25 protein-coding genes are annotated in these 22,198 nt (G+C 30.7%); 18 read left to right on the top strand and 7 right to left on the bottom strand.

All coding sequences use genetic code 11. The features are described from left to right. Window positions 1-5 precede the first annotated feature (5 nt). From JEP36_RS16110 to JEP36_RS16140, 7 genes are read right to left on the bottom strand one after another with little or no spacing between them, the layout of a single operon-like run. The gene (locus JEP36_RS16110) at window positions 6-437 is read right to left on the bottom strand and encodes a hypothetical protein (RefSeq protein WP_198620588.1); all 432 of its coding nucleotides are present in this window, start codon (window positions 435-437) and stop codon (window positions 6-8) included. Continuing rightward, a complete protein-coding gene (locus JEP36_RS16115; protein ID WP_198626480.1) occupies window positions 427-1,119 on the bottom strand; it encodes a MoaD/ThiS family protein in 693 nt (230 codons plus the stop codon). Before JEP36_RS16115 ends, JEP36_RS16110 begins: the two co-directional genes overlap by 11 nt. After that, complete coding sequence (locus JEP36_RS16120) at window positions 1,100-1,660, bottom strand: type III secretion protein (protein WP_232797641.1); 561 nt, start codon at window positions 1,658-1,660, stop codon at window positions 1,100-1,102. Before JEP36_RS16120 ends, JEP36_RS16115 begins: the two co-directional genes overlap by 20 nt. Beyond that, window positions 1,644-2,405: a type III secretion system inner membrane ring lipoprotein SctJ gene (sctJ, locus tag JEP36_RS16125; RefSeq protein WP_198626479.1), complete on the bottom strand. Its 762-nt coding sequence runs from the start codon at window positions 2,403-2,405 to the stop codon at window positions 1,644-1,646. Before sctJ ends, JEP36_RS16120 begins: the two co-directional genes overlap by 17 nt. A 2-nt stretch (window positions 2,406-2,407) precedes the next feature. Next, the gene (gene sctI, locus JEP36_RS16130; RefSeq protein WP_151436217.1) at window positions 2,408-2,692 is read right to left on the bottom strand and encodes a type III secretion system inner rod subunit SctI; all 285 of its coding nucleotides are present in this window, start codon (window positions 2,690-2,692) and stop codon (window positions 2,408-2,410) included. A 23-nt stretch (window positions 2,693-2,715) separates the two neighbouring features. After that, on the bottom strand, window positions 2,716-2,970 hold the full coding sequence (gene sctF, locus JEP36_RS16135; RefSeq protein ID WP_198620585.1) for a type III secretion system needle filament subunit SctF: 255 nt from the start codon (window positions 2,968-2,970) through the stop codon (window positions 2,716-2,718). A gap of 51 nt (window positions 2,971-3,021) precedes the next feature. Next, a complete protein-coding gene (locus tag JEP36_RS16140) occupies window positions 3,022-4,092 on the bottom strand; it encodes a hypothetical protein (protein WP_198620584.1) in 1,071 nt (356 codons plus the stop codon). A gap of 296 nt (window positions 4,093-4,388) precedes the next feature. On the opposite strand from JEP36_RS16140, the gene JEP36_RS16145 reads away from it, so the two are divergent. The 18 genes from JEP36_RS16145 to JEP36_RS16230 all read left to right on the top strand — a co-directional run bounded on the left by JEP36_RS16145 (window position 4,389) and on the right by JEP36_RS16230 (window position 22,085). Then, a complete protein-coding gene (locus JEP36_RS16145) occupies window positions 4,389-5,144 on the top strand; it encodes a helix-turn-helix domain-containing protein (protein ID WP_198620583.1) in 756 nt (251 codons plus the stop codon). Beyond that, complete coding sequence (gene sctC, locus JEP36_RS16150) at window positions 5,128-6,840, top strand: type III secretion system outer membrane ring subunit SctC (protein WP_198626478.1); 1,713 nt, start codon at window positions 5,128-5,130, stop codon at window positions 6,838-6,840. Before JEP36_RS16145 ends, sctC begins: the two co-directional genes overlap by 17 nt. A 4-nt stretch (window positions 6,841-6,844) precedes the next feature. Next, entirely contained in the window at window positions 6,845-7,921 is a 1,077-nt protein-coding gene (gene sctW / locus JEP36_RS16155; protein ID WP_198620581.1) for a type III secretion system gatekeeper subunit SctW, read from the top strand. 27 nt (window positions 7,922-7,948) lie between these two features. Further along, the gene (locus JEP36_RS16160) at window positions 7,949-10,054 is read left to right on the top strand and encodes an EscV/YscV/HrcV family type III secretion system export apparatus protein (protein ID WP_198620580.1); all 2,106 of its coding nucleotides are present in this window, start codon (window positions 7,949-7,951) and stop codon (window positions 10,052-10,054) included. Window positions 10,055-10,062: 8 nt separating this feature from the next. After that, window positions 10,063-10,476 (top strand): type III secretion protein, encoded by a 414-nt coding sequence (locus JEP36_RS16165; RefSeq protein ID WP_196532927.1) that lies wholly within the window; start codon window positions 10,063-10,065, stop codon window positions 10,474-10,476. Between the two features lie 3 nt (window positions 10,477-10,479). Next, window positions 10,480-11,781 (top strand): type III secretion system ATPase SctN, encoded by a 1,302-nt coding sequence (gene sctN / locus JEP36_RS16170; protein ID WP_198620579.1) that lies wholly within the window; start codon window positions 10,480-10,482, stop codon window positions 11,779-11,781. Beyond that, complete coding sequence (locus JEP36_RS16175) at window positions 11,765-12,229, top strand: type III secretion protein (RefSeq protein ID WP_198620578.1); 465 nt, start codon at window positions 11,765-11,767, stop codon at window positions 12,227-12,229. The genes sctN and JEP36_RS16175 overlap by 17 nt, the downstream gene beginning before the upstream one ends. Further along, the gene (locus tag JEP36_RS16180; RefSeq protein ID WP_198630469.1) at window positions 12,207-13,517 is read left to right on the top strand and encodes a hypothetical protein; all 1,311 of its coding nucleotides are present in this window, start codon (window positions 12,207-12,209) and stop codon (window positions 13,515-13,517) included. Before JEP36_RS16175 ends, JEP36_RS16180 begins: the two co-directional genes overlap by 23 nt. Beyond that, window positions 13,514-14,437, top strand: a complete 924-nt coding sequence (locus JEP36_RS16185) for a FliM/FliN family flagellar motor switch protein (RefSeq protein ID WP_198626476.1) — start codon at window positions 13,514-13,516, stop codon at window positions 14,435-14,437. The genes JEP36_RS16180 and JEP36_RS16185 overlap by 4 nt, the downstream gene beginning before the upstream one ends. Window positions 14,438-14,441: 4 nt before the next feature. Continuing rightward, window positions 14,442-15,101: an EscR/YscR/HrcR family type III secretion system export apparatus protein gene (locus tag JEP36_RS16190; protein ID WP_198626475.1), complete on the top strand. Its 660-nt coding sequence runs from the start codon at window positions 14,442-14,444 to the stop codon at window positions 15,099-15,101. Continuing rightward, complete coding sequence (sctS, locus tag JEP36_RS16195; protein ID WP_196532920.1) at window positions 15,101-15,355, top strand: type III secretion system export apparatus subunit SctS; 255 nt, start codon at window positions 15,101-15,103, stop codon at window positions 15,353-15,355. Before JEP36_RS16190 ends, sctS begins: the two co-directional genes overlap by 1 nt. Window positions 15,356-15,360: 5 nt before the next feature. Next, window positions 15,361-16,134, top strand: a complete 774-nt coding sequence (gene sctT, locus JEP36_RS16200) for a type III secretion system export apparatus subunit SctT (protein ID WP_198620574.1) — start codon at window positions 15,361-15,363, stop codon at window positions 16,132-16,134. Beyond that, window positions 16,127-17,185 carry an EscU/YscU/HrcU family type III secretion system export apparatus switch protein gene (locus tag JEP36_RS16205; RefSeq protein WP_198626474.1) on the top strand — a complete coding sequence of 353 codons (1,059 nt, stop codon included), beginning with the start codon at window positions 16,127-16,129 and terminating at the stop codon, window positions 17,183-17,185. The genes sctT and JEP36_RS16205 overlap by 8 nt, the downstream gene beginning before the upstream one ends. 152 nt (window positions 17,186-17,337) lie before the next feature. Further along, complete coding sequence (sicA, locus tag JEP36_RS16210; protein ID WP_198620572.1) at window positions 17,338-17,853, top strand: type III secretion system translocator chaperone SicA; 516 nt, start codon at window positions 17,338-17,340, stop codon at window positions 17,851-17,853. Next, window positions 17,846-19,984 carry a type III secretion system translocon subunit SctE gene (gene sctE, locus JEP36_RS16215; RefSeq protein ID WP_198630470.1) on the top strand — a complete coding sequence of 713 codons (2,139 nt, stop codon included), beginning with the start codon at window positions 17,846-17,848 and terminating at the stop codon, window positions 19,982-19,984. Before sicA ends, sctE begins: the two co-directional genes overlap by 8 nt. Window positions 19,985-20,012: 28 nt before the next feature. Further along, on the top strand, window positions 20,013-20,864 hold the full coding sequence (locus tag JEP36_RS16220) for a type III secretion protein (protein ID WP_198626472.1): 852 nt from the start codon (window positions 20,013-20,015) through the stop codon (window positions 20,862-20,864). Between the two features lie 3 nt (window positions 20,865-20,867). Then, entirely contained in the window at window positions 20,868-21,638 is a 771-nt protein-coding gene (locus JEP36_RS16225; protein WP_198630471.1) for a hypothetical protein, read from the top strand. A 90-nt stretch (window positions 21,639-21,728) separates the two neighbouring features. After that, entirely contained in the window at window positions 21,729-22,085 is a 357-nt protein-coding gene (locus tag JEP36_RS16230) for an IpaD/SipD/SspD family type III secretion system needle tip protein (RefSeq protein ID WP_198630472.1), read from the top strand. Window positions 22,086-22,198: the final 113 nt, after the last annotated feature.

Here is a 22,198-nt window from a genome sequence, read left to right on the forward strand (position 1 = left end):
TAACGTTAAAATGAAAACGAAGCGCTATCAGGTTTAAAGAAGCTATCATAATCGTCTTGGTTATCGTTCATTCCTAATAAGTCGAGTGTAAATTGGTGATAAAAACCTTGGTAAGAAAGAAGTGAAATTAACGCCTGATTAATGACCTCTTTATTATCACTATTTTCTAATTCACTTTCTTGGTGAGCATACATTAATAGCGCAACTTGACGTTTTTCTTTTAAGGTTTGATTGCCTTCATTTTTAACATCAAATTGATTTAATAACGCTAAGATATCTTTGACTGTATTCACGTTGGCCGTTTTTAAATTTTGGTAAAAAGTAGGATTTAGTGTCGCCATTAAAGGATCTAATTCCTTATTTACGATACTTTTTGATGCAGGAAAATGAGGCTGTGGTTCATATAAAGTCTGTGTTTTCAAAGCATCAATCTTCATTATTGCCCCCACTGGATGTTTCTATTTGAGGATGCATATCATCCGATATATCAAACGTATTAATAAATTTCAGCAGAGCCTCTTTAATTTCTTGAGTAAATGTTGCTTGATAAGATTCAGAAAAAGGTTGGTGAAATTGTGCTTTTAAATCATTGAGTAACAGTGCAGGATCAAAAAAAGTCACTTGATCACCAGCATGAATAGCAATGACCTTGTTGTCATGAGATACCAATTCAATATTGATATTATTGAGTTCTTTCTCAAGATATGGACGTAGCGTTGCAGGAATATCTAGCGTAATTTTTTTCTCTGAAGGTGTTGCTGAAATTAAACGACGTGTGAGTTCAACTTGTATTTCTGGTGAGTCAAAAAATTGAGCAATAGTTGCGGTTATTTGCTCTCTTTGTTGAAATTCATAGTGTGCCAGTTGCTCTTGATATTGAATTGAGAATTTTAATATATCCCCTAATAATGCTTGTAATCCTTTACTATAAGCTTGGTTTGCTATCTCCTTATTATGCGCATCTAATTTATCATTAAAATCTCGGAGCATTTTTTTTGTCGCGTGTTTGGCCGCTAATCCAGCTTTATAAATATTATCAAGCTGTCGAACATAGCGAGCCCGTATTAATACACCTTCACGAGTGTATGTTAAAAGATCTTTAGACAGCGAGCGCAGCATAATCTAATACCAAAAGAAAAAGTGAACGGGATAAAAAGAGTGACTGAGGAAGTTCAACCAGTGATGATTGTGGTGCAAAAAGCAATGTAAAACGTTGAGCCAGTGCGGTTGAAATTGACTGAATAAAATCAAGCAGTAATTGATAACCAACACTAATTGGATCACTCACTTTAAGTGAAAGCACACTATTTTTATTTCCGTTTAAAACAGGATAAAGAGATAAGAATGCTTTTAATGGTGGATCTAAACGATAGTAATTTCCCGATAATAAAAGTGTTTCTCGAGAATAAAAATAGCCTAAGAATAAAGCACAACGAGGAAGTAATGCCCAATGGGTAAAAATCTTGTCTACGATAATATCAATGTCACAATCTAGTTGATTAATAAGTTGATATCGTTGAATTAATTGGCGATTGGCTAATTTTTGCCATATCGCACTTTCTTCTTTTGAGGCTAATACAGAATAATTAGCATGAATATAACTAAGGGGTTCATACATTACCTTAGATATCGTTTCAAATTGTTCAGGAGTTAGATTCATTATCACTCTCTATCTTCTGTATTTTTTTACGTCGATACATTACTAATGCAATCACAATGACAGCGGCAATAATCACTAATAATAAGCTGGGGAATAACCAAGAGCTAAAAGATGAATTAGGATCATCTTGATGTAATTGGTTGTTTATTAACGTGAATTTATTGATGTTTCGTGGATATAGCAAAACGGTAATATTATTCTCATCCATATCGCTAAAAGCATTATGAATGAAAGCACGAACATCTTCGCTTAATTGGTCATTATCTAGCATACCCTCTTCATAAAAAACTAAAGCTGAAGAATGAGGTGTTGGAATAACACGTTCTGTGGGGGATATTGGATAACTCACATGTACCCTAGCATCAATAACATGGTCAATTGTAAGTAATGATTGTTCTAATCGCTGCTCAATAGCTGAAATTAAACGGGCTTTTTCTGCTTGAGGCGACGATACCAATGCGTCTGATGGAAATAATTGAGTAACCTCAATACGGGAGAGTGTGGGTAATTGATATTCTTCTAAGATCTGAATAGCAATTCCCATATCTTCTTTTTTGACCGAAACATCAAATAACCCTTTTCCTAATGCTTTACGAGTACTGGTTATTTGGTGTTTTTGTAAAACAGCTTGAATTTCCGTTGCCTGTCTTTGATCCAAATTAGTGAGTAGAGATTGATCTTTACAGCCACTTAATAATGGAAACAGGCAACATAATAATGCCAAAAACAAATATCGCATTTTCATTACTATTGTGCCTTGAGTAATGTTTCAACAATATTCAGTGATTTTCTGGCTAACGTGCTCGCTAAATTCATTGTAATTGTATAGTCATTAAGTGTTGTTTGTAGTTGTGTGTAACTTTGAACATCACTTAATTGGCTTAATGTTGTTAGCTTTTCTTGGATCTGTTTTTCATATTGAAAACCACTTGTGATGCTGTTTACCATTATTGAGGATAAATTATCATCACTTGTGCTTTTATCGTTTGGTAATGTAGCCAAATGAACAGGAACAACTGGGGTAATCGCCATATACAGCCTCCATTAAATAAAAACTAACGCATATTCCCAATAATGCTCATTGCCAAATCTTTCACAACTTTAATCGACGTTGATTCTGCATTACGCGTAATATTATATTCAGCAAGCTTTGCTTGGTAATCGGCTAAGGCCGCAGCATTTGATGTGTCTGTTTTTAATGCATTTAATGCAATTTTTAATGCCTCACTTTGTTTTTGTACAGGCTCTTGAAAATAACTATCAACTTGGTTAATAGTGCTGACATCATCGGCAACAGAATAAGCTGGCATAATAGTATTCCTCTAAGATTGATTCTAAATTATCGGTTATAAATATCGTTATTATCCTTGAGGAAAATAACGATGTTGGTTATCAAGAAAGATATATCCATGATCTTCTTGTAATGTTGCTTTATTTTTCAACATAGGATTGCTTATATTTTCACGGTAAAAAATAAATTTTCTGCCAAAAATAGCCGTTTGTTTTTTGATATAAGTATCCAGTTTTTCTTTGTTACTGATATTTAATGCATCATCAAAAATAAAGGTTAATCCGTTATTTTTTTCTTCAATGGTATAACCTATTGTTTTAGTTAGCTCAAATTCATTTATATCATTAATAATGTTGGGTATTGATATTCCTTTAATGGTTGGCTGGCAATTTTTTGAAAAATCAGAATTGATATTATTGATTATTTTTAATTTTTCAGTTTCATTATGATAAAAAAAACTAACAATAGGTTTGAATTTATCTTTAAAAATTATATGTATTTTTTGATGATTATTACCGGTAGATAAGTTTTTTATTTTTTCCAGATAGATAATTTTATTTTCTAATGTATTTTCTATTTTTGACGTCGGGTATAAATTATCATAAATGCAATAATATCCATTTTTTCCTTGATATCCTTTAAAATTTAAACTTTTTGATAAAGTTGGAATAATTTTTTCTTCTGTCGGTCTCTTTATATAAAAAACTAATGCTATAAAGAATAGTGTTATTAATATTAATAATAAAAGATTTTTTTTATTTATGATGCCTGTTTTTTTCTTTTTTTTAAAATCAAATGATGCGAAAGATAAATCATTTTTATCACTAATGAAAAAGATAGGCGTATCATTGCTATATATTGGACTATCGACTTTCAACGAATATTCTTTATCGATTTCTTTTTGTATTAAGCTACTTTCAATTCTATATTTATTATTTTCACTATTATCTTCATCAAGTATAATAGCGAGCTTTTTCTCATCTTCCTGTTTATCACAAGGGATATAAAGTATGGTTTTATCATTTTCTTCTTTGTTTTCAATGTATTCTTTATTATATAAGAATAATGAATAGCGATTGGGTGGTAGAGGAATGATTGTTCCTTTTAATGGGCCACTGAGGATGTAAATATAATAAAGCATGGATTTAGCCTAATGATAAATTGTTATTAATTCATAATATAAATATAGTTTAGCCAAACGAGCATAAAAATTCTTTTAAAAAAAAGCACATGTTTTTTATTTGATAGTGGTATTGATATTTTACTATCACTTTTTTTAAATAATAAACAGAAAAAATTTGTTATTCATCTTTATAGTTAATAATAGGTGATATTATTGTAAGATTATATAAAGTAAAACCATAAAAATGAGTTAGCTAAAAGTTTATTATCTTTAATTTTTTAAATTTACGATAAGTATAAGTCGAGGTATTTGCTATGTTAATAAATGATATAAAAATAAGTGGCGATAAAAATATATTGCTGGGGAATTCATTGTTCTTTTGCATTCCTTTAAATAATGATTTCCCAGTAAAAATATATGATGAAAAAACGACTAAAATTATAAAAGGAAAGGCTTTTATTTATAATGCAAAAAATGAAGATGTTATTTTTCAATCTGAAAATCAGTCATGGAAAATTGAGAAATGTTCATTTTTTATTTGTGCGAGGTTATTGGCGTTTATTGATTATGCTCGTGATTTTTCAAAAATGACAGCAATAGGATCTGAATTTGATATTAATCAACAGATTTTTTATATAGAAGATACTAATAAATCTCTAGAATACGTATTAATAAATGAAGCAATAAAAACAGAAAGTCAATTAGAGCCTTTATTTGTCACGATAAGACACAGTGAAAGTTATTGGCTTATTTTGCATCTCATTAGCTATTTAGATGAGAAGAAAAGTAATATTGCACAAATCGGAGAGCGATATGGAGTATCAGGTACACATTTTAGACGACTATGTAAACGTTATTTAGGTAATTGTGGAAAAAGTCAATTGCGTTCATGGCGTGCAGCATCTTCAATTTTAACCACGCTATCAACCGATGAATCATTGACACAAATTGCAGTCGATAATGGGTTTAGTTCAGCGTCTCATTTCTCTAATGAAATTAAGACATTATTTGGTATTACGCCAACAGAATTTCGCCGAATTGGTCAGCATCTTTATGAAAATAAAAAATAAGATTTATTGTGCTATTGGGCTAGCACTTTGCTGCAGTTTGTCTTTTCAAACTCAAGCTGTACAAGGAAAAGTTATTTATACACATCAGGTGAAAAAACCTGATGTTTTTATTGCGGTTGATACGCGAGTAGAACAATTCTTTCTTGTGTTATCAGATAAACTAAATAAACCTTTTATTCTGAGTAATGCGGTAAAAAAGGAAAGAGTAACTGGAAATTTTGATATTTCCTCACCAGAAGAAGCATTTGAATTGATGATAAAACGCTTGTCATTACTCTATTTTAATGATGGAAAATCAATTTATATTTATGAGAACAGTGAGATCCTACAAGAGCTATTTCAGGTACAAAATATAGGTTTAATCGAGCTAAAAGAATATTTACAAGATGTGGGATTATATGATCCTCGTTATCCACTGCGAGCAGGTCGTGATCAACGCACTTTTTATATTTCTGGTCCCCCTGTCTATATTCGGTTGGTTAAAGCGGCGGCTGAGTTTTTAGATAATGATGTGCAAGAGCAAATTAATGAAAATATAAATAATCAAGTACCAACGGGAAGTTCTCGTTATGGTGATGAGTTTGTACAAATATTTCCATTAAAAAACACTTTTGTACAAGACCGAGCTTACACTTTACGTGATGAAAAAATTGTTTTACCTGGTATCACTTCTGTTTTACAGCAACTATTTATGTCTTCTGAGGGAATCAAAAGAACAGCAATAGAGCCTAGCCGTAATATAGAAAATGACAATGCACAGCAAGATGATGAAACGATAAATAGCATTCAAGAAGCTAATGCTCCTATTATGACCAAAATGGGACAATACAATGTCGAATTAGTCCCTTTACCGGGCTCAAATAGTCTTTTAGTTAAAACGAGCCGAGAAGGTTTAGCGCTGATTGGTTCGCTGATTACTCAATTAGATAAACCGAAAAGGCAAGTTGAACTGTCACTATGGATAATCGATATTTCTAAAAATAAAGCCGATAGTTTAGGGGTTAATTGGCAGGCGAGTTATGGCTCGAGTAAAGGTACTTTCTTTTTTAATACGGCAAGTTTAAGTGCAGCATCTGGTTTGAGTTTCTTAGGAAAAATCAAAGCATTGAGTGAAGATGGTGAAGCACAAATGGTGTCTCGTCCTATTTTATTAACTCAAGAAAATACACCTGCTATTTTTGATAACAACACCACTTTTTATACACAAATAAAAGGCGAACGCGTTGCTTCATTAGAATCAACAACGTTTGGTACGATGATCAGTGTATTACCTCGCATTGGTAATTTGAATAAAGATATTGAGATGATCATTAATCTTGAAGATGGTGCTGAGAAAAAAGATGAGAATGGTGATGATGAAAGTGTTGAAAAATTACCGGTTATAAACCGTACAAACATTAGTACTGTTGCCCGTGTTTCTGAAGGTGGAAGTTTATTAATTGGTGGATATACACGCGAAGATAATGTGAAAGCTGAGAATAGCGTTCCTTTTTTAAGCACTATTCCTTTAATTGGCCGAGCATTTAGTTATCAATCTGAGAATAACAAAAAAATGATCCGTATTTTTATGTTGCAACCTCGATTATTAGAAAATTCGGATACTGAAGATTTTGGATCTTTAATTGAAAATCCATTTCAACCGATTGATAAAAAAACATCTCAAGCATTAAAACAACTTCAAGCCTTTATGAGGTAGCACTATGATCGGGCCAATTAATACCTCTACTTCCACAAATTTAGCAAACAACAGTATTGGTAAAAAAAGCCAACAAGAAACAGAATATAAACAACCAAAAATAAATGAAAGTCAAAACTATCAAAATCAATTAATCGAGATATCTGATGATATGTCTATGGTTGCAACACTGTTTTCTCAACGCTTTGGTCAATCATTAGATAAAAAAGCAAATAGAGGGCAAAGCACATTATATATTGCAGAAGAGGGGGCAGATAAGAAACTCGATAAAGTCATGATGTTATTTAGAAAATCAGGGCGAAGTTTGCAAGAATTGCTCAGTTATTTACGTAAAATGTTCCCTGATGAAAGTGATCTCGTGATGGTTTTACGAGAATTACTTAGAAAAAAAAAGTTAGGTGCACAATTAGATGCAGGTATTGAGAATGAGATAAACCGTTTACTTGAGGGGGAGAATGGAAAGCAAATTAGAGCTGGTATTAATATTGCGCTTCAGGCTAAAACATTTGCAAAGTTACTTTCTCTCAATGCTCAGACATTAAGAGATCTTTATCGTAGTTTTATTAACCTTGATTTTGAACCTATTTATTTTTTTAAGATGTGGGTAGAAGAGTATGACATTAAACAATGCACAATTATTTTGAGTTTTTTAACACAAAGCTTGATTTGTGATATGCAATCATTAATGCCCAGTTGTTCTCAAAGTTCAGAGTTTGGTTATTTTCTAGACCGTGTTAATAAGTTACGGACTTTATGTAGCTTTATCGAAATCAATATAGAAAAACTAGAAAAACAAGATTTAAAAAATACAATAACAGATAAAGAGCTGTATCAATTGGTTTTTCATGGAATGACATTTCCAGAAGAAATGGAAAAATATTTAATATCTCTTTTAGAAAATAAATGGATAGATTATTTAGTTAATATAAAAATGAAATTATTACAAGGAATAAAAACGATATTTAATAACTATCCAGAGTCATTATATTTATCTTATGAATTTAGAGATGAATGCCAAATAATCATACAAAAACTTATAGATAATTACCTTCGATTAGAACAATATCAACAAAGAAAATAAACAAAAAATAATTTATGGATAATTTCTATGATTTATAGATTCCTATTGGCAATAAAAAATAGACCAGAACTAATCGTATTATCGGTTATGATTTTGGTTATTATGATGTTAATTATACCTTTGCCAACATATATTGTGGATTTCCTTATTGGATTGAATATTACTATTTCTCTTCTTATTTTTATGAGTTCATTTTATATTACTCGAATATTGAACTTCATGACCTTTCCAGCATTATTACTGATTACGACACTTTTTCGTCTTGCTCTTTCTATTAGTACAAGTCGATTAATCTTATTGGATGCGGATGCTGGTGAAATTATTACTTCATTTGGTGAGTTTGTTATTGGTGAAAATTTAGTGGTAGGTTTTGTTGTTTTCTCAATTGTGACTATTGTGCAATTTTTGGTAATTACTAAAGGTTCTGAACGTGTTGCAGAAGTTGCGGCGCGTTTTTCTTTGGATGGTATGCCCGGAAAACAAATGAGTATTGATGCTGATTTAAAATCTGGGATCATTACTAATGAAGAAGTGAAAATAAGAAGAAAAGAATTAGGTCAAGAAAGTCAATTATATGGCTCCTTCGATGGTGCAATGAAATTTATTAAAGGCGATGCAATTGCGGGCATTGTCATTATTTTTGTTAACTTAATTGGGGGAATTTCTGTCGGTATGGCGCAAATGGATCTCTCAATTTCACAAGCGTTACATACTTATACACTTTTGACCATTGGTGATGGGCTTGTTGCTCAAATTCCTGCATTGCTGATTTCTATCAGTGCGGGTTTTATTGTTACGCGCGTTGGTGGTGAAAATAATAATCTTGGTTTTAGCATAATGAATGAATTGTTAGCTCAAGATTTTGCGTTGTTAGTAACTGCAATCCTTGCCTTTGTTATTGGTTTTTTACCTGGTTTTCCAACCCCTGTTTTTCTTATTTTATCGGTAATACTAGGAGGCTATTTCTTTAAAAAACAATGGAAAAGTAAGAAAAAAGAAGCCTCTACAGAAAGTGGGGATGAAAAAAATGAAGATGATGCTTCAGATCCTGATAGTAAAAAAGGCATTATTTCAAATCTATTTTCAAATAAAAATGAATCAGACGATGAAAATAGTTTATTAACTGAGAATATTACCTTATCTCAAGCAGAAACATTACCTTTAATTATTACGGTTTCCGCTAAAAAGAAAGCGTATCTTTCAAAACTAGTTTTTGAAAAATGGTTGAAAAAAGAATTTATTTTACAATACGGTGTGTTGCTTCCCGATATTGTTATTCATTATTCGGATAAAATTGATGAAAATAAAATTATTATCTTAATAAACGAAGTTAAAGCGGATGAATTTGATTGTCCTTTCCCCTTTGTTTATGTTGAAAATCCTAATGATGAACTTTTTTCTTTAGATTTTAAAATGATAGAGATTAAGGATAATGATGTTATCCATTATTGGATTAATAAGAATGATACAGATAAATTAACATCGTTAGGTTATAAAGTAGAATTGCCAGAAATCTATTTTTATAGAAAATTTTCCAACTTGATTACATTGAATATTGTTGAGTTTCTTGGAATACAAGAGACAAAAAATATTCTTGATAAAATAGAGGAAAATTCACCTGAACTTTTGAAAGAGTGTTATAGACAAGTCTCTATTCAACGAATTAATGATGTTTTACAACGCCTAGTACAAGAAAAAATTCCTATTAGAAATATAAAAACAATAATAGGAGGTTTAGTACAATGGGGAAGTAGAGAAAAGGACCCTGTACTTTTAACTGAACATATCCGATCACTGCTTTCACGTTATATTAGCCACTTTTTTTCAAAAGATGGAAAATTTAATGTGATTATTTTATCTCATAATGTAGAAGAGATTATTCGTAGTGGAATAAGGCAAAGTTCTTCGGGAACATTTTTAAATTTAGAACCTGCGGAGCTTGATATGATAATAGAAAAAATATCTACTGCTATTGATGAGATTAAATATATTCAAGATTATGTGTTTTTAACAGCAATAGATATAAGGCGATTTGTTAAAAAACTAATAGAAACACAATATCCACAGTTATCTGTATTGTCTTATGATGAAATTACATCTGATATTGAAATTAACGTTTTACAATCTATTTAGGAGAGATTATGTCTTTTGATCTAGCAAGTTTAATTATGGATGCCATGAATGTAATTGGACGCAATGATTTATTCTCAGAGGGAAAATCTGTTGATAATCATTCAACAATAACAATTAGTTTAGGCGATATGCCTGATATTAATTTATTGGTTGTTGATGAGGTTCCTATGATCTGGTCTGTGCTTGGTGAATATGATGAAAATTTATTATCACAATGCAGTACATCATTATTATTAACCAGTATTAATAATCAAATGGAGAGTTTTTATCCGGGGCAGCCTGCTTTAGTGAAAGTAGAATCTGAATTAGAACTACGTGCCTCATTTATGCCCATTGCTTTACAAAATGGTGAATCAATGGCGAAAGCGATTGATGAATATTTCCAAATGATGAATAGCGTTCATCAACAGTTTATTGGGTAAAAAATGAATAACACATTTTCAATATTTCATCACGCGGCTCATCCTATGCGAATACAAGGTAATATTCTTGAAGTCATGCTACGTGATGTATTTATTGGAGAAATTTGTCTATTAAAAGATCCCATCATTAATGGTCAAATTATTGGTGAAGCGATAGTGATTGGTTTCCGTAATGGTATTACGATTTTAAGTATGATGGGAAGTTCGCAAGGTTATTCTTTGCAAATAATCGTAGTACCGACGGGAAATGCTTTTTCAGTCGCTTTAAGCCCTAATGTTTTAGGGAGTATGATTGATATTAAAGGTAACTATTTATTACGCTTTAGTAATAAAAAAATGGAAGAAGAAAACTTCTATTCATATTTACCTATTGATGGTCATCCTCCCTTATTTAGTGAAAGACGACCTATCACTACAATTTTTGAATCAGGTGTTCGTGCAGTTGATGGATTATTAAGTTGTGGATTAGGGCAACGAATGGGAATTTTTGCCAGTGCAGGAACGGGTAAAACAATGCTTATGAATATGTTTATCCGTTTTTCTCAAGCCGATGTTTTTGTTATCGGGTTAATTGGTGAAAGAGGGCGCGAAATCACAGAGTTTGTCGAGGAATTAAAAGCAGATAAACGATGCGAAAAAACAGTATTAATTTGCTCAACTTCAGATCAACCCGCAATAGAGCGTTGTAACGCAGCATTAGTTGCCACCACAGTTGCTGAATACTTCCGAGAACAAGGCAAGAATGTCGTATTATTTATTGACTCAATGACACGTTATTGTCGAGCTTTAAGGGATGTCGCTCTTACGGCTGGCGAACTTCCTGTTCGTAAAGGTTATCCTGCTTCTGTCTTTGATAAATTACCCGCGATCCTAGAAAGACCTGGAGTGACTGAAAAAGGTTCAATCACGGCATTTTACACTGTCTTGCTTGAAAGTGATGATGAACCAGATGCCATAGGAGAAGAAATTCGTTCTATTTTAGATGGACATATCTATCTTTCACGAAAAATTGCCGCTTCGGGTCATTATCCTGCGATTGATATTTTAGGCAGTGTGAGCCGTATTTTTCAGCAAATAACCCATGTTGAGCAACAAAAAGCAGCATTGAAAATAAGACAAATATTGATGCGTTTACAGGATATTAAATTATTACAAGAGGTGGGTGAATATCGTGTAGGTGAAAATGAATTAAACGATCTTGCTGTAAATAAACAATCAGCAATAGAGGCGTTTCTTGTTCAATCCTTCAAAGAAAAAGCCGATTTTCAACAAACTTTGAACCAACTTTATGCGCTTACCTCTTAATCAACAGGTATTGATGAATGCTATTGCTAAGCGCCAGCAAAGAATAGAAAGAGAGCAACAAAAGCATCAACAGTTAATAAAAGAGGCTGAAGATAAGAAAAAAGAACAAATGCGATTAGCTTCTGCGCTAGAAAATGAAATCCCTATGTATGAAAGAGTGGGGCATTATTCAACGCTTTCGTTAAATCAACAAAAACGTAAACAAGCTATTGTCTTAGCGTCATTGAATATTTCCATTACTCAAATTAAGGAAATAGAGTATCAATTAGATAAATTAAAAAAAGGAAGTCTAAAGTTACAAAAAGAAAGGGAAGTGGTGATCAAAAAACAAAAGAAAATGAAGCTTTATCTTGAAAGAAAAGCATTAAAAAAAGAGTTATATATTGAAAGATTAGAACAGAACGAAATACAGGAGATGGTATTGTATGATATTAATAAAGACAGATAATGTTATCTTAAATACAAATTTATCAAATGAAAGAATTAGTGAAAATAAGTCTGTTTTTTCTAAAAAATCATCACTTTCTTCTACTGATTTAGAATTATCAATGACTGATAATGAGAGTGTTTCTTCTGAAAATGTCAGTAAGATAAAACAAAAACTAGATGACTTTTATCATCTAAATCATAAGGATGATATTGACCTAAAAAGTCATCTAAAAATAAATTCCAATAAAACAAAAACTAAAGACGAAAAGGATAAAAAGGATGAAACCGATTTTTTAAATTTAGAAGGATTATTATTAACACAAAGGAAAATATATTCACAAATTTGCGTTCATGCAAAGCAAGTGAAAATAGAAAAAAAATCACTATCTAATCATGAAAGTAAAAAAATACCTGTTTCTCATAAGATAACGGTAGAGAGTAATTTAAAAGTTACGAATGATCTTAAATCAAGTAAAGACATAAGTGTTGGTACTTCTGATGGCAAAAAGGAAAATAAATTAGATATTAATGGGGCAGGTTTGCTTGATGAAAGGAAAGTCGTCAATCAGAAAGTAAAAAGTGTAGAGAAAAATAAAGTTATTAATCATAATGTAGAAGAAATAGATAATAAAATTAAAACTCATAAATTTATCAAGAACAATGAAAAACAAGTAGAAAACAACATAGAGAACAATACAGAGAATAAACAGTATTCCTATGGGGAAGAACGCTCTTTTTCTAAAGATAATACTGCATTTAAAATAAAAGAGAATACATTGGGTATTCAAAATGACCTAATAGAAAAATTAGATCACTTAGCCCATAAAAATAGTCATTCAAAGAGTAATGAAATAGAGAAAAATAGTCTTTCATTTAATACTGAAAAACGAAATTCGAATATAGATAAATTGGATGAAAAAAAAGTAAAAGAAGAAGTTAGTAATATATCTATATTTAATAATATAAAGCCAGAATATCAACAGAAAATACAAGAACCCTTAATTGATAAAAAACTGCTTGATATACCCGCTTTAAGTCTTCTTTATAAAGAAGTATCAAAGATGACTCAACCTCCTAGTATTACTTATGTTTTTAAAAAATGGGGAAGTGAGCTTCATCAGATGAAAGTTAATTTTGATATCAATAAAAAGATCGAATTGATTGCTTCTACTGGACGCGTTTATCAGTCCTCTTTAGACAATTTTAATCAATATCAAGGACGATTAGCGCTTTCATTAGAAAATGATAATTCTCATTGGCAGATTAATGCAATTGATCCTTCCAATGATAAAGAAGATGAAAAATGATCTTATCAGATGTTAAAGAAAGTATTACTCAAGATCAAAATAGCGATTCAATGAATATTCTATCTTCTTTATATGAAGCTCAATTGCCGATCACTTCTGCTTATTATTTTAAAATAAAAGGTAAAAATACATTAGGTTCATTTACAGGGCTTATTGCCGTTAACCAAGTCATGGATAGCCTGTATTCTGAAAAAAAAATAGATTGGGAGCAGGTTCCAGAAGCTTATCTTCGCGTTCTATTCTCACAGAAATGTTCACAATTATTGTTTCCTTTTTCGAAAGAAGAGATGTCAGTAGCGGTAGAAAATATCTGTTTAGGAGAGCAAAAAGAAGTTAGCTATCCCGTTGTAAATACCTCAATAGGAGATGTATTTATTTGCTCTTTTGAGGGGCATTATGAATGGATGTTATCTTCAAAAAATAAAATAAATGCTATTGCTCAATTCCAGCTTGGTAATAGCAAAATGACCGTTTCGTTATTAAAAACCCTTTCTTTGGGGGATATTGTGTTGATTGATAGCATTGATTCTTCACTTATTATTGGTGAAAAAAAATGGATGCGTTATCAATGGCAAGAAGGAGAAAACACGGTGGTTTTAGATGAAGAGTTACTAGCTAATGAGGTAGAGGAAGAAGCATTAATTGAAGATATTGATACAAATACAGCGACACAAGAAAATGAGGATTTAAAATCAATTGGTACTATTCCCATCACCTTGTCTTTTTTACTCGCAAGTAAAGTATTATCTATTGAAGAAATTGAAAAACTAGCCCCAGGACAACAAATTATATTACCTGATAATGCTTCACGACAGATTACATTAGTTGTTAATGGTGTTGCTATTGCTCAAGGGGAATTAATTAAAGTGGGTGAGCGATTAGCTGTAGAAATTCAACGTTCCCATTTACAGCAAGATTAAATATATGGAAAGCTCAACGACGCTCATTTTAACGTTAGCACTAGCAACATTAGCTCCTTTTATTATTGCTGCCGGAACCTGCTACTTAAAATTCTCTATCGTACTTGTGATGACTCGTAATGCTTTAGGTGTTCAGCAAGTGCCTTCTAATATGGTACTCAATGCGATTGCATTAATGATGGCTTTGTTTGTTATGACACCAATAGCAAAAAATACCTATCATTATCTTATTGAAAACCCGGTTGATATAACTTCTCCTGATTCTTTTGAGCGATTTTCTGACGATGCATTAGGGGAATATAAACAATATTTATACAAATATTCTGATCCTGAGTTATTAGATTTTTTTGAACAAGCACAAGGAAACCGACCTGATAGCTATGGCGAGAAAGAAAATATAGAAAAATCGTTGTTATCACTGCTTCCCGCATATGCATTAAGTGAAATAAAGTCTGCTTTTATTATTGGTTTTTATCTTTATCTACCTTTTATTGTTATTGATTTAGTTGTTTCTTGTATTTTATTAGCGCTGGGGATGATGATGATGAGCCCAGTCACATTATCAGTGCCGTTAAAATTAATTTTATTTATCGCTATGGATGGTTGGACTCTCTTAGCTAAAGGACTAATTAATCAATATCTTGAACTCATGGCGGTAAGGTAATGGATATGGTTTATGCGGCTAATAAAGCCGTTTATTTAGTGATATTACTTTCAGCGGGACCTATTGCCATTGCGACATTTATTGGATTGGCGATTGGCTTATTACAGACCATTACACAAATCCAAGAACAAACATTACCTTTTGGTGTAAAACTTGTTGGTGTTTTTGTTTGCTTATTAGTCACTATGGGTTGGATGGGCGATAAAATATTAGTGTATGCAAAAGAGATGATGACGTTAGGATTAGCAGGATAAATAATATGTTAATACTGCTAGGGTATATACAGACTTATTTAATCGATCTTTTTTTACTTGTTGCAAGATTATTTCCTATCTTTCTTTTTATTCCTTTTTTAAATAGTCGAGTTCTTAATAGCCAATTATTAAAATATATTATTATTTTTTATATTGCTATGGGAATTAGACCCAGCATTATTATTACAGATGAAGTAAGAAATATATGGGGAATTATATTATTAAGTGAATTACTTCTTGGTGTTTTAATAGGGCTTCTTTTTGCTACTCCATTTTGGATCGCGTCTGCATTTGGCGAGTTTGTGGATAACCAACGAGGGGCGAGTATTGGGGATACTATTAACCCAACTACGGGAATTGAGTCTTCTGAATTCGCTTCATTAACGGGTTTATTTTGCGCTGCCTATTTTTTATCGACAGGTGGCCTAACCTTATTGATGACTACGATAAAAGATAGCTATGATGTATTTCCCATTGGTTATTTTAACAAAGAAATTGGTTATTCTTTTATTGGGCATTGGCTTAATAGCATGATTCATACTGCGCTTGTTTTAGTCTCACCCGTACTGATTATTATGTTTTTAAGTGAAGTTGCACTGGGTGTTTATTCTCTATTTTGTCCTCAACTAAATGCATTTTCACTGTCATTATGTATAAAAGGAATTATTGCCTTTATATCATTACTTCTTTTCTTTACTTCGGCGATGACCACAGAACTTTATGCATTTTTTAATAATAGATACTTTTATACGATCTTTATGAGTATTTATCATGGCTGAAAAAACAGAAAAACCCACTCAGAAAAAACTCGATGACTCTGCAAAAAAAGGGCAAAGTTTTAAGAGTAAAGAGTTAACGTCAGGACTTGTTTATCTTATCGGTGTTATGTATTTATTTCATCAAGTTGATTTAGGTGAATTTAGTCGTTTTTATCAATCTCTTTTACTTCATCCAACAAATATTACCTTAAAGAGTTACGTCGATGTGATATCAAAACTATTCTTTGATATTGTTTTGCCGATACTTGTTGTTGCTTTTTTATCTGGTGCTATTCCTTCTTTATTTAATTCGCGTTTTAAACTTGCAACTGAAGCTATTAAGATTGATCTTAATCATATCAATCCAATTTCAGGATTTAAAAAAATATTTAGTATAAGAACAATAAAAGATTTATTAAAAACATTATTATTTATAGTTATATTTTTAATTACTTGTTATGTTTTTATTATTTTACATGGTAAGGAAATATTTATATTATACCGCTCTGATTTAAATGTTGTTGTTGATAAATGGTGTTCACTCGTCGTTAATTTTGTATTTATATTTTTTATTCTTTCAATACCTATTCTTATTTTAAATATTATTGCTGATTTCTTTATCTTTATGAAAGATATGATGATGGAAAAACATGAAGTTAAGCAAGAATATAAAAATATGGAAGGCGATCCAGAAATAAAATCAACTCGTCGACAGTTTCATCAAGAATTGCTTGATGAACCGATGAAAAAAGTAATTCGAGATTCATCTGCTGTTATTGTCAATCCAACCCATGTGGCTGTTGGTATCTATTTTGATCCTGATAATGGCATTATGCCTTTAGTTTCATTGAGCTGTATTAATGATAAAGCATTGGCGGTGAAAGCTTATGCTAAAAAAGTAGGAACACCAGTTGTTCGTTATCCTGAACTGGCGAGAAAAATTTATCATAAATATCATTTATTTGATGTAATGATAGATCAAGATTTATTAGATGTTATGGATATTCTTATTTGGCTTAAGAAAATAGAAATTGAAGGATTATTAAGAGAAGAAATGGACTATATAAATTAGTAATAAATCAACCTAGCGCATATATATTTTAATTATAAAAATAATGTATTTATTTTTATAAATATAGGCGTGTGTTTTATTAAAGTAATTAATTAATGATTAAATTAGAATTTCATTATTAATTATTCATCATCGATGAAAGGATTAACATCATGTCAGTATATAAAAAAATGTCAGAAAATGAACTTGATCAATTAGCAAACTACATTGTTTCTATTGTTCAGAACGGGACATCACTCAAGGACGAAGGCGCTATCCCAGAAGGATTTATGGAAGGAATCTATTCATTTGCTTATGACTTTTACCAGAAAGGAAAACTGGATGAGGCCGAAGCAATTTTCAAATTTTTGTGCCTCTACGATTTTTATAATGTTGATTACATTATGGGGCTTGCTGCTGTTAAACAATTGAAAAAACAGTATCAAGCGGCAATTGATCTTTATGCTTTAGCTTATCTCAATGCGAAAAATGATTATCGACCTGTCTTCTATGCTGGGCAATGTAATTTATCGCTTGGTGAAAAAGAAAAAGCAAAATATTGTTTTAATCAAGTTTCAGAAAAGATTAACGATCAATCTATCAAAGAAAGAGCCAATGTTTATTTAGAATCATTAAAAGATATTCCTCTTGTTGTTCTTAATGCAGATAAGGAAGAACAGTATGAATGATATTAATAAGGTTAATGATAAATTTATATTTTCTACACCTCTATCTTCTAAGGAGGTAGAAAATATCACTATAAATACGACACAGCAAGCTCAAAGAATTAATACTGTAAATGAGCATATTGTATCTTCACAAATTAAAGATAAAGAAAATAAAATTTCTGCACCTGCTCTTAGAGCACCTATTGAGCAGAAGAAAAATAATCAAAGAATTAATGTTCAAAATGATGTGCAGTATAAAATCAATGTTTTTTCTCAACAAAATAAAAAAGAAAATGACAAGGCTGCTTATAGCCAAGAAAAAGGTAATACACTAGATATATCTCAAAATCAAAAATCCTCTTTAGCATTCTCAGCACCAAGTCAATCAGAGAATAAAAAATCGACGAAAGATTATGATTTTTTATTTTTACAACTCTCTTATCAGAATGTCATTCATCAGAATGTTTTAGATAAAATTAAAGATCCAGATAAGCTTGATTATTATATAGATAAGCTAAATAAATTAGCTCAAGGCATTGATGGCTTAAAAGAAAAATTTAACTCTGTTCTAGATACTATAAAGAATAGTAAAGATGCTTATGTTGATTATTGGATGGAAATTGATAGTCAAATTAAATCGAATAAATTCAAAACAGAAGCTGAAGTCGAAAAATTCTTAAAAAATAATAATATTCCTAGGTCATTAATTAAAGATTTATTATCAGGAAATATTAAATCTAAAAGTGATATGGAAAATTCACTTAAAAAAGCATTTCCATTTTTGAATTTACCAGATGATATTTCTAAATTATCGTTAGATGATTTAGATAAATTATACAGTACGTTATCTGATTTTTTTGATAATGCTTTTAAATATATGCCTAATGTTTCTATTAGTGAAGATAGAATTAATCAGATCACTTCACATAAGGACGAATTAAAAGCCTTAATAAATAAAAAAGAAAATACATCAATAAAAACAAATTTAGATGAAATCAGAGAAACCTATAGAGTCCTTACATCTACTCAAAGTGCATTAGAACTTGAAATAATGTCAGACTCCTTATCAGGAATGGCATTATTAACTTTCTTATTAGCGAAAACACGTGAATTAACACTCAAAGTAATGTTGCAGCGTTCTGAAAATGAACAAGCGCTCTTTGAGGAAATGCAAGAAGTGACGGAAAAATCGCTTAAAGACAAAATTGACGATCAAAAAGCCCAAATAAAAAAGCAAGAGGAAATTCAATTTTGGGCAGGTATTGGTTTGAAGCTGTTAGCTGGATTATTAGCAATCGTTGCGGGTGTTGCTTCTATTTTTACGGCAGGCGCTTCCATGGCTTTAATGGCGGTTGCAGTTGTATTAATGGTCGCCGATGCTGCATTAACTATTGCAGATGAAGTGTATCAAGCGATACATGGCACATCGTTTATGGATGAATTAATGCAACCTCTTACTGAAGCTTTGATGGAGGCTTTAGATAAGGTGGTCGATTTTCTAGCGGATATGATTTATGGCTCTTTAGATGCATTAAAGAAATTAGGTATAGATAAAAAAATCATTGAGGATATAAAAAACTCAATACAAGATAAATTAAAAATGGGACTTAAGGCTTTAATTACCGCGGTTTTATTTATTGCCGCAATTGCATTAAGTTTTGTTGTTGGTCCAGCTGTAAATGGTATAACCAATGTAGCCAAGAAAATTGTTAATCAACAAGTCAGAGATATGTTGAAAAGAGTCTTCAATGAAGCACTTGAACTTATGATGGGAAAAATGATTAAAGAAATCATTGTTCAAGCACTTGAAGAAGCCATGAAGAAAATTAATAAACTACTTGCTAAAGAGTTCAGTCAGAAAGCAGGTGTTATGTTAAACAGAACCGTAGTTATTTCTAAGTTAGCCAATGCAACAGCAACAAATGCAGTTAATATTTATAGTAGTGTTCTTTCTGCAAAAATTATGCAATCTGTCGCTGATAGTAAAAAATTAGATGCCATATTAAATCTTATTCAAAAGCTAATGGATAAGATAATGGAAAGTTATCATGAGAATATCGATACCATCACTGAAATTTTAAAAAATATGAGTGAAAAATCTTCTATAAGTAATCGAACTAAATCAGATATGATCAGAAATATATCTATTTAATAAAATTTATTTTTATTAAGGAGTTAATATGAATATTAAAGTAAGTAATGATAATTTATTTAATAACTATAAGTCTGAACTTAATGAAGTCAGTGGGAATAAAGATTTTATTAATGATGGAAAATTAAGTAAAGAAAATTTAGAGAGTTTAAGTAAAGATATTGATAATAGATTAAATAGTATTTTAGAAAAAGCAAAAAATACATCAAAGCCAATTCTAACTGAACCAGGAGTAAAAACACCGGATATAAAAAAGATATTAAAATCACTCGAAGTTGATAACGATAATGATATTTATGATCATATAAAAACAGAAAGTTTAGGTATGTTTAATTTTGTATCTTCGGATATGATGAAATTAATCAATTTGATTGTTAAGTATTTAGAAGCAATGATTAAAAAGTTCGAAGCATCTAGAGAAATGGGTGTGATGCTGATGAATATTGAGTTAAATATCGCTGATCAAATAAAAGATAATCTTAATAAAAAAGCCAATATTATGATTGGTGCCGCAATTACGAGTGCGGGTATTTCAATGGCAATACATGGTATGGGGGCTTTTGTTTCTATTAAAGGTATGGGTAAAGATCTTATTGGTCATTCTAACCCAACGATGATCACCGGTAACTTAGTGACTTCAACTGCGGATCCTTTAGCTAGAGTAGCAGACCAAACTTTGCAATCTCAAGGAATTGTACTGGATGGTAAACAGAAAGTATTGGAAGCAAGAGGAAGTATTAATAATCATGTCATTAATAATAATAACGAGATGCAACGCGAAGTAACGGAAGTGATAAAAGCATTGTTACAAGCCATTGAAGCAATTATTCATGCGCAGCAGGATGCTGCTTCTGCAATTGGTTCGAATGTAAGAGGATAATTTATGGCTAAAGCTATTGATTCAGGGATGTCTAATATAGCAAGTCATTCAAAAATCTATTTTTCAGATAATGATATTGTTTCTACATCTAAAAATGAAAAACATGTTTTAGATGATATGAAAGAGTTATTAATAAATATAAGGCGAGAAAAAAAAGATTTTGATCTTGATAACTGGATTGATTGTAATAATTTAAAAGGAAAAACAGAGAGGGAAATATATGTTTCTCTCTCTGCACAATATGATAAAAATATTATTTTTCATAATCAATGTTTAAGCTCTATAAAAAAATTAGAACCCATTATAAAAGATGTACGTCCAAATCATGGTTATCCTACTGATTCATTAAGTGATTTTTTTTATGAAGTTAAGCAATCAATCGTTGTAGGTAAAAATGATTATTTAGATATTCTAAAGGATGTTTTTTCCAATTATATGGATTATGTAAGGGACTTAAGAGCAGCAATAACATCCATTACCCAATATACCAAAGCGGGTAAGAAAGATGGGTGTATTGCAATTAATTATATTGAACTTAAAAAAGTATTGGAGAATGTTAAAAAAAGTTATCATGAAAAATTAGGAGAGAAATCATTTTTTTACACTAAACTTTTATTTGAATGTCAAAATGATGGGAGTTACATTAGAAAATTAGGGGGGCATTTAATAAGTTATAAAGAGAAAGAACAAGTTTATCAATCATTAAATGCAATAGAAAAATTATTAAAAGATATAAAAGGTATTAAGGTAATAAAAGAAAATCACTCATTATAAATAAAAAATAATATTGAATTTAATTTTATTGGCCATATCGATTTTGATGATCTTGATAATCTCTTGGAAAAAATAAATACTGATATTTCTATGGATGGCGTATTATCGGACTCTGAGATAGAGAAAAAAAGAAAACAACTACTTTATGATAATACATCTTTATTTGGTTTAGTTAAACCTGGTTTTGATATTGAAGAAGAAATGAGAAAGATAAAAGCAGATAATGAAAATAAAAAAGAAGAAGTAAAATATAAAAATGTTTTACAAACTGAATTTGATTTATTTAAAAAATCGCTTGATTCATTAGAAAAGAGAATGAATTCTAATCTTGATGAACTCTCTAAAAAATACAGCTCAGCAAATAGTAATTATGATAATTTTGTAAAAATAGTGAGCAGTACAATGAATACATTATTAGAAATGGCGAAAGGTTTTTTACGATTTTAACTCTTTAGAGAAATTGAAAATAGAGATTATGTTTTTAGAGGTAATAGCCTAATAATGCTAACGTTTAATGTTTTGTTTTAAGTTTATTAATATTTATTTATTTTTTTCTTAAA

The sequence above is a fragment of the Proteus sp. PR00208 genome, assembly GCF_016238545.1.
In the GTDB taxonomy this organism is placed as follows: Bacteria; Pseudomonadota; Gammaproteobacteria; order Enterobacterales; family Enterobacteriaceae; genus Proteus.